Source organism: Streptomyces sp. NPDC000075 (genome assembly GCF_040301925.1).
GTDB lineage: Bacteria > Actinomycetota > Actinomycetes > Streptomycetales > Streptomycetaceae > Streptomyces > Streptomyces polychromogenes.
Genome location: NZ_JBEPFL010000013.1, coordinates 146503 through 159393, shown reverse-complemented (window position 1 = coordinate 159393; position 12891 = coordinate 146503). Strand labels below are relative to the sequence as shown.

14 protein-coding genes are annotated in these 12891 nt (G+C 71.8%); 1 reads left to right on the top strand and 13 read right to left on the bottom strand.

What is annotated here, in order from left to right; genetic code table 11:
• Window position 1: 1 nt before the first annotated feature.
• Window positions 2-2527: an ATP-dependent Clp protease ATP-binding subunit gene (locus ABT403_RS17825; RefSeq protein WP_045949250.1), complete on the bottom strand. Its 2526-nt coding sequence runs from the start codon at window positions 2525-2527 to the stop codon at window positions 2-4.
• 451 nt (window positions 2528-2978) lie between these two features.
• Between ABT403_RS17825 and ABT403_RS17820 the strand changes: the two genes are divergently transcribed.
• Window positions 2979-3545 carry an SCO3374 family protein gene (locus tag ABT403_RS17820; RefSeq protein ID WP_344169804.1) on the top strand — a complete coding sequence of 189 codons (567 nt, stop codon included), beginning with the start codon at window positions 2979-2981 and terminating at the stop codon, window positions 3543-3545.
• On the opposite strand, the gene ABT403_RS17815 is transcribed toward ABT403_RS17820, so the two are convergent.
• From ABT403_RS17815 to ABT403_RS17760, 12 genes are all read right to left on the bottom strand, one after another.
• Window positions 3524-3862, bottom strand: coding sequence for a histone-like nucleoid-structuring protein Lsr2 (locus ABT403_RS17815; RefSeq protein ID WP_344169801.1), 339 nt, complete (start codon window positions 3860-3862; stop codon window positions 3524-3526). The two genes, ABT403_RS17820 and ABT403_RS17815, sit on opposite strands and share 22 nt — an antisense overlap.
• Window positions 3863-4025: 163 nt before the next feature.
• The gene (locus ABT403_RS17810; RefSeq protein WP_344169798.1) at window positions 4026-4556 is read right to left on the bottom strand and encodes an amino-acid N-acetyltransferase; all 531 of its coding nucleotides are present in this window, start codon (window positions 4554-4556) and stop codon (window positions 4026-4028) included.
• Window positions 4557-4566: 10 nt separating this feature from the next.
• Window positions 4567-5040 carry a BlaI/MecI/CopY family transcriptional regulator gene (locus ABT403_RS17805; RefSeq protein WP_344169795.1) on the bottom strand — a complete coding sequence of 158 codons (474 nt, stop codon included), beginning with the start codon at window positions 5038-5040 and terminating at the stop codon, window positions 4567-4569.
• A gap of 79 nt (window positions 5041-5119) precedes the next feature.
• On the bottom strand, window positions 5120-5284 hold the full coding sequence (locus ABT403_RS17800; RefSeq protein WP_344169792.1) for a hypothetical protein: 165 nt from the start codon (window positions 5282-5284) through the stop codon (window positions 5120-5122).
• A 14-nt stretch (window positions 5285-5298) separates the two neighbouring features.
• A complete protein-coding gene (locus ABT403_RS17795; RefSeq protein ID WP_344169789.1) occupies window positions 5299-5943 on the bottom strand; it encodes a hypothetical protein in 645 nt (214 codons plus the stop codon).
• 87 nt (window positions 5944-6030) lie between these two features.
• Window positions 6031-6219: a DUF397 domain-containing protein gene (locus tag ABT403_RS17790; protein WP_344169786.1), complete on the bottom strand. Its 189-nt coding sequence runs from the start codon at window positions 6217-6219 to the stop codon at window positions 6031-6033.
• 139 nt (window positions 6220-6358) lie between these two features.
• A complete protein-coding gene (locus tag ABT403_RS17785) occupies window positions 6359-7111 on the bottom strand; it encodes a GntR family transcriptional regulator (protein WP_344169783.1) in 753 nt (250 codons plus the stop codon).
• A 211-nt stretch (window positions 7112-7322) separates the two neighbouring features.
• A complete protein-coding gene (locus ABT403_RS17780) occupies window positions 7323-8132 on the bottom strand; it encodes a type III pantothenate kinase (protein ID WP_344169780.1) in 810 nt (269 codons plus the stop codon).
• Between the two features lie 3 nt (window positions 8133-8135).
• Window positions 8136-9104 carry a carboxylating nicotinate-nucleotide diphosphorylase gene (gene nadC, locus ABT403_RS17775; RefSeq protein WP_344169778.1) on the bottom strand — a complete coding sequence of 323 codons (969 nt, stop codon included), beginning with the start codon at window positions 9102-9104 and terminating at the stop codon, window positions 8136-8138.
• Window positions 9105-9140: 36 nt separating this feature from the next.
• Complete coding sequence (locus tag ABT403_RS17770) at window positions 9141-10892, bottom strand: L-aspartate oxidase (RefSeq protein ID WP_344169775.1); 1752 nt, start codon at window positions 10890-10892, stop codon at window positions 9141-9143.
• Window positions 10889-11896, bottom strand: coding sequence for a pantoate--beta-alanine ligase (gene panC, locus ABT403_RS17765; RefSeq protein WP_344169772.1), 1008 nt, complete (start codon window positions 11894-11896; stop codon window positions 10889-10891). Before panC ends, ABT403_RS17770 begins: the two co-directional genes overlap by 4 nt.
• Window positions 11893-12864: a Rossmann-like and DUF2520 domain-containing protein gene (locus ABT403_RS17760; protein ID WP_344169769.1), complete on the bottom strand. Its 972-nt coding sequence runs from the start codon at window positions 12862-12864 to the stop codon at window positions 11893-11895. The genes panC and ABT403_RS17760 overlap by 4 nt, the downstream gene beginning before the upstream one ends.
• Between the last annotated feature and the right edge of the window lie 27 nt (window positions 12865-12891).

The following is a 12891-nucleotide window of genomic DNA, read 5'->3' as shown; positions in this document are numbered from 1 at the left end:
CTTACGCGCCCTTCGACAGGTCCGGGCCCGAGCCCGTGGCCTCGATCGGGGGGAGGTCGGGCAGGGCCGACTTCTCCTCGCCGCGGAAGGTGAACTTGGCTTCGTCACCCTCACCCTCGACACCGACCACCACGATGTGACCGGGACGCAGCTCGCCGAAGAGGATCTTCTCCGACAGCAGGTCCTCGATCTCGCGCTGGATGGTCCGGCGCAGCGGGCGGGCGCCCATGATCGGGTCGTAGCCGCGCTTGGCCAGGAGCAGCTTCGCGTCACCGCTGAGCTCGATGCCCATGTCGCGGTCCTTGAGGCGCTCGTCCACCTTGGCGATCATCAGGTCGACGATCTGGATGATGTCTTCCTGGCTGAGCTGGTGGAAGACGACCGTGTCGTCGACACGGTTGAGGAACTCGGGCCGGAAGTGCTGCTTGAGCTCTTCGTTGACCTTCGCCTTCATCCGGTCGTAACCGGTCTTGACGTCACCCTGCGCCGCGAAGCCCAGGTTGAAGCCCTTGGAGATGTCCCGCGTACCCAGGTTGGTCGTCATGATGATGACCGTGTTCTTGAAGTCGACGACCCGGCCCTGGGAGTCGGTCAGGCGACCGTCCTCCAGGATCTGGAGCAGCGAATTGAAGATATCCGGGTGCGCCTTCTCGACCTCGTCGAAGAGGACGACGGAGAACGGCTTCCGGCGGACCTTCTCGGTCAGCTGGCCGCCCTCTTCGTAGCCCACGTAGCCGGGGGGCGAACCGAAGAGACGCGAAACCGTGTGCTTCTCGCTGAACTCCGACATGTCGAGGGAGATCAGCGCGTCCTCGTCGCCGAAGAGGAATTCGGCGAGCGTCTTGGACAGCTCGGTCTTACCGACACCGGACGGACCGGCGAAGATGAACGAGCCACCGGGGCGCTTCGGGTCCTTCAGGCCGGCCCGCGTACGGCGGATCGCCTGCGAAAGGGCCTTGATGGCGTCCTTCTGACCGATGACGCGCTTGTGGAGCTCGTCCTCCATGCGGAGCAGTCGGCTCGACTCCTCCTCGGTCAGCTTGAAGACGGGAATGCCGGTCGCGGTCGCCAGGACCTCGGCGATGAGCTCGCCGTCGACCTCGGCGACGACGTCCATGTCGCCGGCCTTCCATTCCTTCTCGCGCTTGGACTTCGCGGCGAGCAGCTGCTTCTCCGAATCACGGAGCGAAGCCGCCTTCTCGAAGTCCTGGGAGTCGATGGCCGACTCCTTGTCCCGGCGCACGGCCGCGATCTTCTCGTCGAACTCGCGGAGGTCCGGCGGCGCGGTCATCCGGCGGATGCGCATCCGGGAGCCGGCCTCGTCGATCAGGTCGATCGCCTTGTCCGGCAGGAAGCGGTCCGAGATGTACCGGTCGGCCAGGGTGGCCGCCTGCACGAGGGCCTCGTCCGTGATCGAGACGCGGTGGTGGGCCTCGTACCGGTCACGGAGACCCTTGAGGATCTCGATCGTGTGCGGGAGCGACGGCTCGGCGACCTGGATGGGCTGGAAGCGGCGCTCCAGCGCGGCGTCCTTCTCCAGGTGCTTGCGGTACTCGTCGAGCGTCGTGGCGCCGATGGTCTGGAGCTCACCACGGGCCAGCATGGGCTTCAGGATCGAAGCCGCGTCGATCGCGCCCTCGGCGGCACCCGCACCGACCAGCGTGTGGAGCTCGTCGATGAACAGGATGATGTCGCCGCGGGTGCGGATCTCCTTGAGGACCTTCTTCAGGCGCTCCTCGAAGTCACCGCGGTAGCGGGAACCGGCGACCAGTGCACCCAGGTCCAGGGTGTACAGGTGCTTGTCCTTGAGGGTCTCGGGCACCTCGCCCTTGACGATGGCCTGGGCCAGCCCCTCGACGACGGCGGTCTTGCCGACGCCGGGCTCGCCGATGAGGACCGGGTTGTTCTTGGTCCGGCGGGACAGCACCTGCATGACCCGCTCGATCTCCTTCTCGCGCCCGATGACCGGGTCGAGCTTGGATTCGCGGGCAGCCTGGGTGAGGTTGCGGCCGAACTGGTCGAGGACCAGCGAGGTCGAGGGGGTGCCCTCGGCCGGGCCGCCTGCGGTGGCCGACTCCTTGCCGCCCCCGGTGTAGCCGGAGAGCAGCTGGATGACCTGCTGCCGGACCCTGTTCAGATCGGCGCCCAGCTTCACGAGGACCTGGGCGGCGACGCCCTCGCCCTCGCGGATCAGGCCGAGCAGGATGTGCTCGGTGCCGATGTAGTTGTGGCCGAGCTGGAGGGCCTCTCGGAGCGAAAGCTCCAGGACCTTCTTCGCCCGCGGCGTGAAGGGGATGTGGCCGGACGGGGCCTGCTGGCCCTGACCGATGATCTCCTCAACCTGCTGGCGAACAGCCTCGAGCGAAATCCCGAGGCTCTCCAGGGCCTTAGCGGCGACACCCTCACCCTCGTGGATCAAGCCCAGGAGGATGTGCTCGGTGCCGATGTAGTTGTGGTTGAGCATCCGGGCTTCTTCCTGAGCCAGGACGACAACCCGCCGCGCGCGGTCGGTGAACCTCTCGAACATCGTTTATCGCTCCTCAGAGCGGTCGGGCAGTTCGGGGTCGGTCCCCGCCCTGTCCTTCCGCATGCTAGTCCCGCGGGACGGGACAGCTCATTCCAACTGCCGACATCCGTCCACGGCTCACCCCCACGTCGGTGAGGAAAACCGGCTGTAAGAGCCGACTACTGCTCCAACCCGATGGTGCGAGACGATGTTCCCGCAGGCCAGGCAGATACCCGTCACACGAGTACGCCGATGGCGAACGGAAGCCGCTCAAATCAGCGTGTCGCCCCGATCCACTAGGAATGTCTTACCCGTAAGGACTGACACTCCATGCCGGTCAGCACGGTTCCCTCCGCTACGGGCGAACACGCTTGTGTCCCGAATGTGGGACTCCGCTCCGCGGATGTTTACGTTCCGCATTGAACCGAGTGCACTGCGTAACCCGGCGGCGGCCCTCGGAGTTCATCCGTTCATGGCCGTCGTCAACGTCGTGAACGCCGTTCCCCCGCTCCGTGTTCCGTCCGGGCCGGACGTCCGTACCTGGTACGAGCGGGTGCTCGGATGGACCGTGGCGGCCGGGCCGCCCGTGCGGCTGGTCACCGGGATCCGGTTCGACGTGCTGGAGCTGCCGGCGGACGCCGGGGCCGGGCTGCTGCGCCGTCCCGGCCTCGCCACCGGTCCGGTGGCGCTCGCGGGGCGCAGGATGCGCTTCCTGGTCGCCCCGGGGGCCGCCGAGGAGCTGGACGGGCTGCTCGACTGGCTGGAGTGGGGCGGTGTGGAGCTGGAGCTCGCCGCCCTGGGTGCGGGGGGCGGGATCACCGCCCCCGTGCCGCCCGGGCGCGGGCCGGGTGGAAACCCTCAGGGGGCCGCCGTCTGGCTGCGGCCCCCCGAGCCGGGGTGCGAGGCCTCTCTGCCGGCCCTGCCCGGTCCGGAGCGGGGCCGCGGGCCCGATCTCGTACGCCTGGTGGCCGCGGCGGCGACGGAATGCCACCGCGCCCGCCTGTGGCGGCGTACGGATCAGCCCTTGGCGTTCTCGTAGGCCTCGCGGATCTCGGCCGGGACGCGGCCTCGGTCGTTGACGCTGAGCCCCTGGGCCTTGGCCCAGGCGCGGATCTCGGCGGTGTCGGGGCTGCCGGCCGAGGTCGCGGCCCGGCCCTTGGCGCGCCCGGCGGAGGCGCGCCCGCCGGTGCGGCGGCCGCCCTTGGTGTACGGGTCGAGCAGCCCGCGGAGCTTTTCAGCGTTGGCGGTGGTGAGGTCGATCTCGTAGGTCTTGCCATCCAGAGCGAACGTCACGGTCTCGTCCGCCTCGCCACCGTCGAGGTCGTCGACAAGAAGGACCTGAACCTTCTGTGCCACCGGATTTCCTTTCATCGAAAATGCAGTACGCGGAAAGGAAACCGCTTTTGCCTGGAAAACACAAACCCCCGGGGAGAGGTTCAGGAGCTCAACAAGGCGGGAAACGTACGCGATTCGGACATAGGCCACCGGCAGCTGCGGCCTGGAATAGCCCTCGCGTCGATCAGAGGTGCAGCAGCATCCGGCTGTTGCCCAAGGTGTTCGGCTTCACTCGTTCGAGACCGAGGAACTCGGCGACTCCCTCGTCATAGGAACGCAGGAGCTCCATGTAGACATCGGTCTCCACCGGGGTCTCACCGATCTCGACGAAGCCGTGCTTCGCGAAGAAGTCGACTTCGAAGGTCAGGCAGAATACCCGGCTCACCCCGACCCGGCGGGCGGTCTCCAACAACTTGGCGAGCACGAGGTGGCCGACTCCGGCGCCCTTCAGGTCGCGGTCCACCGCGAGGGTGCGTACTTCGGCGAGGTCTTCCCACATGACGTGGAGAGCTCCGCAGCCCACCACCTGGCCGTCGGAGTCGCGTTCCGCGACCCAGAACTCCTGGATGCCCTCGTAAAGGGCGACCGGGGCTTTGTCGAGGAGGATCCGCTGCTGCACGTACTGGTCCAGCAGGCGGCGCAGCGCCGGAACATCTCCGGTGCGCGCGCGGCGGATGGTCACTGTTTTCGCGTCTGAGGCGGAAAGGTCTCCCATAGGCCGGACGCTATCGCCCCGGCTCGCTCCGGCGCGCGCCGGAGTCCCCCTCTTCCGCTTGGGGGGCCCGGGAGGCGCCCGGGCCGACGGCGGTGGCGTCCGTTCCGCTCTGGGGCTCGGGCTCGTCGTGCTGGACGATGCGCACGGCGTCGCGGAGGGCCTCTCGCTGTTCCGGGGACATCATGCCGAAGAAGGCGACGAGCGCGGCCGCGGGGTTGTCACTGGTCGACCAGGCTTCGTTCATCAGTGCGGCCGAGTAGGCGGCGCGGGTGGAGACCGCCGTATATCGATAGGCGCGGCCTTCCGCTTCCCGGCGGACCCAGCCCTTCTGATGGAGATTGTCCATAACGGTCATGACCGTGGTGTACGCGATGGACCGTTCCTGCTGGAGGTCTTCCAGGACTTCCCGAACGGTGACCGGGCGGTTCCACTGCCACACCCGCGTCATGACTGCGTCTTCGAGTTCTCCCAAGGGGCGAGGCACAGCAGCACGATAGTGCGGAATGGGCTGAATTGCCCGACTATTCGTCGGACAACGCGCGGCCAATACCCGGGCGGCGGCGCTACTTCTGCTGCGTCGCGGCTTCCGCGCGGGCGAGCACGGCGTCGACGGCCGCGTCTTCCTTGGCCTTGTTGGCGCCGCCCTGGCTCTTCACGATCGTCCTCACGAGGAAGATGAAGAACGTGGCCATCACGATGGGGGGCACGAGCGCGGAAACGTAGTCCATGCCCCCCAGCGTAGCTACACCGCCTCCAGGCCCGCCGCCGGGGGCGGGGCGGGCTTGCGGCGCGGCGGGAAGACCTCACCCGGGGTGGGGACGGGCCGTCCGGGGCGCGGGGGCTCCTTCGGGGCGGGCTCGGGGCGGGGCCGCTCGGGGCCCGGGGTCTGCGGGCGCGGGGCCTCGGGGCCGGGGGCCGCCGCGCGCGGTTCCCCGCGTCCGCCGGGCAGGGCCAGCAGGCGGGTGCGCGGTGCGGGGGCGGCGGCCGCGAGCCGGCGGCGCACGGAGCGCTCCGCGACCGCCTGGGCCCGCTCCAGGAGGGCCGCGGCGACCGGGTTGGCCCGCAGCGCGCGCAGGGCGCAGAGGTCGTCGGGGGCGGGCTCGTAGCCGGCGGCGAGGGCGTCCTGGAGCAGCTCCAGGTAGCCGGAGAGGCTCCCGGGCAGGGCGCCGCGGTAGCGGGCGAGGTCGTCGAGCAGGAAGGTTCTGAGCCGGCCCGCCTCCCGGACCGCTTCGTCCACCGACGCCGCGAGGCGCAGGCAGTCCTGGACCTCGGCGGTCGTCAGGGGGGCCGTGGAGGACTGGAGGGCGTGGGCGAGGCTACGCCTGAGCACGTGCAGCTCGGCGGCGCTGAAGGCCATGCCGCCGCGGGATCCGTAGGGCGTGGGCATGGGCCGAAGATACGCGCTAATCGGACAAAATCCCCTGATGACGGGGACCTGCGGCGCGGCGCACCCGCGTGCCGCGCACCGCCGGAATCAGCCGGTCTGCTTCACTGCCTCGACGAAGTCGGCCCAGGCGGCGTGGGTCGTGGCCATCACGAAGTGCGCGGGGTCGGCCCGGTCCGCCACCCGTACGAGGGTGCCGGGGGCGGCGGCCACGTAGACACAGGCCTCTCCTTCACCGCAGTACGACGATTTGCGCCAGTCGGTCGGGGCGTTCGTCATGGTGTCTCCTCCGTCGTGGACGAGGCCACGTTGCCTCTCCAGCGGGACGCTACCTCCGCGAGAGTCACACTCCGGCCACTTCCCGTAAAAAAACGCCGCCGAAAAATATCACTTCGCCGTCATGCGCCCGTCACACGGCTCATTCGACCGGGAAGGCGTACGCGATCTCGTAGCGGGAGTCGGGGATCACCAGGTCCGCCGTCTCGACGGGACGGCCGCCGGAATCGAGGTAGGTCCGCTCGATCCGGGTGATCATCGCGCCGAGGCTGATCCCCAGCAGGTTGGCCTGGTCCTGGGTGGCGCGGGAGGGGCGCGGGACCTCCACCACGGAGGTGACGGTGATGCCGATGGAGCGCATCCGCGCCACGACCCCGGCGCCGCGCATCTCGCCGGCCTCGGGGAGGACGATCGGGGTCCCGGAGGTGATGGCGAGGGGCTCCCAGGACTCGGAGAGCTCGGCGGGGCTGCCGTCGGCCATGAACTCGTAGCGGGTCATCACGCACGGGGCGCCCGGCTCGATGGCCAGGCGGGCGGCGATCCGCTCGGGGGCGGGCAGCTGGGGGTGGGTCCGGGAGTCCCAGGAGGCGGCGATGCCGTGCGCGGCGGCCTCGGAGCGGAAGGTGTTGCCGGAGCCGGGGACCCGGCGGCGGGTGCGCAGCATCCGCATGCGGCGGCGCGGGGTGCGCACGTAGGTGCCGGAGCCGGCGCGGCCTTCGAGGAAGCCCTCGATGATCAGCTGTTCCATCGCCCGCTGGGTGACGCCCTGGCCGACCTCGTACTCCTCCGCGAAGCGGGCGCGGGAGGGGAGCCGGTCCCCGATCTTCCACTCTCCCGCCTCGATGCGGGCCCGGAGCGATTCGACCACCTGCAAGTACGGTGATTTACGGGGCATCCGATCCGTCCTCTACCGTCTCGACCCTGCCGCCCTGGAGCGCGTGCGTCCGACGCCGACAAGCTAACCGATCAGCTTGAACCTGAGGACTCGGGATGACGGTGGGTACGGAACGGCCTTACGGGGCAGCCCAGTCGGGCGGCCGGATCCGCAGCGCACGCCGCCCGCCGCGCCCCGGGCGGGGCGGGCGGGCGGAGGAAGTGCCGTGCGCTCAGTCGAAGTTGGGCGCGTTGCGCTCGTACACCAGCCGCAGGCCGATCAGGGTCAGCCACGGCTCGTGCTCGTCGATCACCGTGGTCTCCCCGAGGATGACCGGGGCCAGCCCGCCCGTCGCGATGACGCGGACGTCGTCCGGATCGCCGTCCGGGCCCACCAGGTCCCGGGCGATGCGGTGCACGATCCCGTCGACCTGGCCCGCGAACCCGTAGACCACGCCCGACTGCATCGCCTCGACCGTCGACTTGCCGATCACGTTGCGCGGCCGGGCCAGCTCGATCTTGCGCAGCAGGGCGCCGCGCATCCCGAGCGCCTCCATCGAGATCTCGATGCCCGGCGAGATCACCCCGCCCACGTACTCGCCGCGCGCGGAGACCGCGTCGAAGGTCGTCGCCGTACCGAGGTCGACGACGATCGCCGGACCCCCGTACAGCTCGACGGCGGCGGCCGCGTTGACGATGCGGTCCGCGCCGACCTCCTTCGGGTTGTCCATCAGGATCGGCACGCCCGTCTTCACGCCGGGCTCCACCACGATCGCCGGCACGTCGCCGTAGTAGCGCCGGGTGACATCGCGCAGCTCGTGCAGGACGGACGGCACCGTCGAGCAGATCGCGATGCCGTGGATCCCGTCGCCCAGCTCGCTGCCGAGCATCGGGTGCATCCCCATCAGGCCCTGGAGCAGGACGGCCATCTCGTCGGCCGTACGGCGCGGGTCGGTCGAGACCCGCCAGTGCTCGACGATCTCCTCGCCGTCGAACAGGCCCATGACGGTGTGGGTGTTGCCCACGTCGATGGTGAGCAGCACGGACTACACCGCCTCGCGCAGGTCGAGGCCGATGTCCAGGATCGGCGAGGAGTGCGTGAGCGCCCCCACCGCCAGGTAGTCCACGCCGGTCTCGGCGTAGGCGCGGGCGGTCTCCAGGGTGAGGCGGCCCGAGGACTCCAGGACGGCGCGGCCGGCCACGATCGTGACGGCCTCCTCGGTCTCCGGGACGGTGAAGTTGTCCAGCAGGATCAGGTCGGCGCCCGCGTCCACGACCTCGCGGACCTGGTGCATCGTGTCGACCTCGACCTCCACCGGCACGTCCGGGAAGGCCTCGCGGACGGCCTTGAAGGCCTGCGCGACGCCACCGGCCGCGACCACGTGGTTGTCCTTGACCAGCGCGGCGTCCGACAGGGACATGCGGTGGTTGACGCCGCCGCCGCAGCGGACCGCGTACTTCTCCAGCGAGCGCAGGCCGGGAGTGGTCTTGCGGGTGTCGCGGACCTTGGCCTTCGTGCCCTCCAGGACGTCCGCCCAGCGGCGGGTGGCCGTGGCGATGCCGGAGAGGCGGCACAGGATGTTCAGGGCGCTGCGCTCGGCCGTCAGCAGGTCGCGGGTGCGGGAGCGGACCGACAGCAGCAGCTGCCCGGCCTCCACGCGGTCGCCGTCCTCGGCGTGCCGCTCGACCTCGAAGGCCTCCGTGCACACCACGGAGAACACCGCCTCGGCGATGCGCAGGCCGGCCACGACGCCGGCCTCGCGGGCCACGAAGTCGGCGACGGCCTCGGCCTCTTCGGGGACGGTGGCGACGGTGGTGACGTCGACCCCGCCGTCCAGGTCCTCGGACAGCGCCATGTGCGCGATGTCCTCGACCTCGATCGGGTCGAGGCCCGCGTCCACGAGGAGCTGGGCCAGCGCCGGGTCGAGGCCGCTCTCCTCGCCGTCGCCGCAGCCGCAGTCGTCGCCGCAGCCGCCTTCGTTCTGCTCGATCAGGGGGAGTTCGGGGGTGCTCACGGTCAGTGCTCCTGGCTTGAGGGGTGTGGGGAACGTCTACGGGCGGGGGGCGCCGGAGGAGGCGTCCGCGTCCACGGGCGGGAAGTCCGCCGAGTCGGTGGGGGTGACGACCAGGGCCCGCCGCTCCGTCGCCGAGAGCCGCACCACCAGGTGGCGGCGCCAGGCCTCGTCGTCCCGGCCGGGGTGGTCCTCGCGCCAGTGGCAGCCGCGGGTCTCGGCGCGCCGCTGGGCGGCGGCCACCAGGACGCGGGCCACGCAGAGCAGGTTGGTCGCCTCCCAGGTGTCCACACCCGGTTCGGCGGTCTTGCCGTGGGTCTCCAGCTCGCCCAGGGCCGTCGTGTACAGGGTCTCCAGCGCCTCGGCGGCGGCGCTCAGGGACTCGGCGGAGCGCAGCACGCCCGCCCCCCGCGTCATGATCCGCTGGATCTCGTAACGGGCCGTCGCGGGCTGGAGCGGGCCGGTCGCGGGCACGGGGATGCCCGGGCCGCTGCCCTCGGGGGCGCGGGAGACGATGTCCTCGGCGATCCGCTCGGCGAAGACCAGGCCCTCCAGGAGGGAGTTGGAGGCCAGGCGGTTCGCGCCGTGCACGCCGGTGCAGGCGACCTCCCCGCAGGCGTACAGGCCCGGGACGGTGGTGCGGCCGTGCAGGTCGGTGCGGACGCCGCCGGAGGCGTAGTGCGCGGCCGGCGCGACCGGGACGGGCTCGGTCACCGGGTCGATGCCGTGGCTGCGGCAGGCGGCGAGGATCGTGGGGAAGCGGTTCTCCCACATCTCGGCGCCGAAGTGCCGGCCGTCCAGGTACATGTGGAGCGTGCCCTGCTCCTGCATGCGGCGCGTGATGGCCTTGGCGACGATGTCGCGCGGGGCGAGCTCGGCGAGCTCGTGCTGGCCGAGCATGAAGCGGACCCCGTCGGCGTCGACGAGGTGGGCGCCCTCGCCCCGTACGGCCTCCGACACCAGGGGCTGCTGCCCCTCGGCGTCCGGGCCCAGGAACAGGACGGTCGGGTGGAACTGGACGAACTCCAGGTCGGAGACCTCCGCGCCGGCGCGCAGCGCGAGGGCGACGCCGTCGCCGGTGGAGACGGACGGGTTGGTCGTCGCGGAGAAGACCTGGCCCATGCCGCCGGTCGCGAGGATCACGGCGGGGGCGTGGACGGCGCCGACGCCATCGTGCTGGCCCTCGCCCATGACGTGCAGGGTGACCCCGGCCGTGCGGCCCTCGGCGTCCTGGAGCAGGTCCAGGACCAGCGCGTTCTCGACCGTCTCTATGCCGGCGGCGTGGACGGCCTCGACGAGGGCGCGGGAGATCTCGGCGCCGGTGGCGTCGCCGCCCGCGTGCGCGATCCGGCGGCGGTGGTGGCCGCCCTCGCGGGTCAGCTCTATCTCGCCGGTCTCGGCGGAGGTGTCGAAGACGGCGCCGGTCTCGATGAGCCGGCGGACCGCGTCCGGACCCTCGGTGACCAGCAGCCGTACCGCGTTCTCGTCGCACAGGCCCGCACCGGCGACCAGGGTGTCGTCCAGGTGCTGCTCGGGGGTGTCGCCCTCGCCGAGCGCGGCCGCGATGCCGCCCTGGGCCCAGCGGGTCGAGCCGTCGTCGAGGCGTGCCTTGGTGACCACGACCGTACGGCGGCCCGCGGCGGCGCAGCGCAGCGCGGCGGTCAGGCCCGCGACGCCGGATCCGACCACCACGACGTCCGCTTCGACGGCCCAGCCGGGGGCGGGGGCGTGCAGCCGTATGCGGGTGCCGGCGTCGGCGCCCGGGGTGCCTGGGTTGCCTGTGGTGCTCACGCGTGTGCTCCGAACTCCAATGGGATGTTGTCGATCAGCCGGGTCGTGCCGACCTTCGCCGCGACGGCCAGTACGGCCTGCCCGGTGAAGTCGGGTCCGACGTCGGTGAAGTCCTTCGGGTCCACCAGTGCCAGGTAGTCCAGGACCAGCGGCGGCTCGTGGCGCCCCGCCTCCTCCAGGACGTGCCGCGCCGCGGCCCGTACGGCGTCCGGCAGGCCGGCGGCGCCGGTGGCGGCCGCCGACACCGCGTGGGCGTCGGCGGAGGCGCGGATCTCGCCGAGCCGGGCCAGGGCCGTGGCCCGCTCGTCGCTGGCGGGCGCGGCCTCGGCGCGGGCGCGCAGCGCGGCCTGCGCCGCGAGCCGGTCGCGGCCGGCGAACAGGGCGCGGGAGAGGGCGAGGGCGGTGTGCCGTTCGAGCGGGGAGAGGTAGCGGTTGCGGGAGGACAGGGCGAGCCCGTCGTCCTCGCGGACGGTGGGGACGCCGGCCACCTCGACCGGGAAGTTGAGGTCGGTCACCATGCGCCGGATCAGGGCCAGTTGCTGGGCGTCCTTCTGGCCGAAGAGGGCCAGGTCGGGGCGGGTGAGGTGGAGCAGCTTGGCGACGACGGTGAGCATCCCGTCGAAGTGGCCGGGGCGGGTGGCGCCCTCCAGCCGCTCGCCCATCGGCCCGGCGGTGATCCGCACCTGCGGGTCGCCGCCCGGGTACACCTCGTCGACGGAGGGCGCGAACACGGCGTCGGCGCCCGCCTCCTCGGCGATCGCCAGGTCGGCGTCGAGGGTGCGGGGGTAGCGGTCGAGGTCCTCGTTCGCCCCGAACTGGAGGGGGTTGACGAAGACGGTGACCACCACCTGCCCGTCCGGGCCGGCCTGCTCGCGGGCCGTGCGCACGAGGGTCGCGTGGCCCTCGTGCAGGGCGCCCATCGTCATCACGACGGCACGGCGGCCGGTGCGCGGCAGTTTGTGGAGCTCTTCGGCGGTGTTCAGCAGCTGGAGCGGGCCGGTCATCGCTCCCCACCCTTCGGATCGGCGGCGTCGGGGTTGCCGTGGGTGCCGTCGTCGCCCTGGTCGTCGGCGAGCACGCCGAGCAGGTCCTCGGCGAGCTCGGGCTTGAGCAGGCCGTGCGCGAGGGCCCGGTCGGCGGTGGTGCGGGCCATCGCGAGGTACCCGGCGACGGTGGCGGGGGCGTGCTTGCGCAGCTCGGAGACGTGCGCGGCGACCGTGCCGGCGTCCCCGCGGGCGACGGGGCCGGTGAGGGCGGCGTCGCCGGAGCGCAGGGCGTTGTCCAGGGCGGCGCCGAGGAGGGGGCCGAGCATCCGGTCGGGGTGCCCGACACCGGCGGTGCGCAGCAGCTCCATGGCCTGGGCGACCAGGGTGACCAGGTGGTTCGCGCCCAGGGCGAGGGCCGCGTGGTAGAGCGGCCGGCTCTCCTCCGCGATCCACTCGGGCTCGCCGCCCATCTCGATGACCAGGGCCTCCGCGGCGAGGCGCAGCTCCTCGGGGGCGGTCACGCCGAAGGAGCAGCCGGCCAGGCGCTGCACGTCCACCTCGGTACCGGTGAAGGTCATCGCCGGGTGCAGGGCCAGCGGCAGCGCGCCCGCACGGCGCGCGGGGTCCAGCACGGCGGTCCCGTACCGGCCCGAGGTGTGCACGAGGAGCTGGCCGGGGCGTACGGCCCCGGTCTCGGCCAGCCCCTCGACGAGCCCGGGCAGGGCGTCGTCCGGGACGGTCAGCAGCACCAGCTCGGCCCGCTCCAGCACCTGCGCGGGGCTGACCAGCGGGACGTCGGGCAGCATCCGCTCGGCCCGGCGGCGGGAGGTGTCGGAGACGCCGGAGACGGCGACGGGGCGGTGCCCGGCCTGCCGCAGGGCGCGGGCCAGCGCGGGCCCGACGCGGCCGGCGCCGACGACGCCGACGGAGAGCCGGGCGGGGCGGCCGGACGGATCCCGGGGCTCCGTCTGATGGGGTGCGTTCACGCGGGGAATGCCTTCCGTTCCAGTCCG

Bases quoted from the DNA above. Each gene is read 5' to 3' on its own strand.
- ABT403_RS17820 (WP_344169804.1), top strand. From the start codon at position 2,979: ATGGCCGTCGTCAACGTCGTGAACGCCGTTCCCCCGCTCCGTGTTCCG.
- ABT403_RS17825 (WP_045949250.1), bottom strand. From the start codon at position 2,527: ATGTTCGAGAGGTTCACCGACCGCGCGCGGCGGGTTGTCGTCCTGGCT.
- ABT403_RS17785 (WP_344169783.1), bottom strand. From the start codon at position 7,111: ATGCCCCGTAAATCACCGTACTTGCAGGTGGTCGAATCGCTCCGGGCC.
- ABT403_RS17810 (WP_344169798.1), bottom strand. From the start codon at position 4,556: ATGGGAGACCTTTCCGCCTCAGACGCGAAAACAGTGACCATCCGCCGC.
- ABT403_RS17800 (WP_344169792.1), bottom strand. From the start codon at position 5,284: ATGGACTACGTTTCCGCGCTCGTGCCCCCCATCGTGATGGCCACGTTC.
- ABT403_RS17790 (WP_344169786.1), bottom strand. From the start codon at position 6,219: ATGACGAACGCCCCGACCGACTGGCGCAAATCGTCGTACTGCGGTGAA.
- panC (WP_344169772.1), bottom strand. From the start codon at position 11,896: ATGACCGGCCCGCTCCAGCTGCTGAACACCGCCGAAGAGCTCCACAAA.
- ABT403_RS17795 (WP_344169789.1), bottom strand. From the start codon at position 5,943: ATGCCCACGCCCTACGGATCCCGCGGCGGCATGGCCTTCAGCGCCGCC.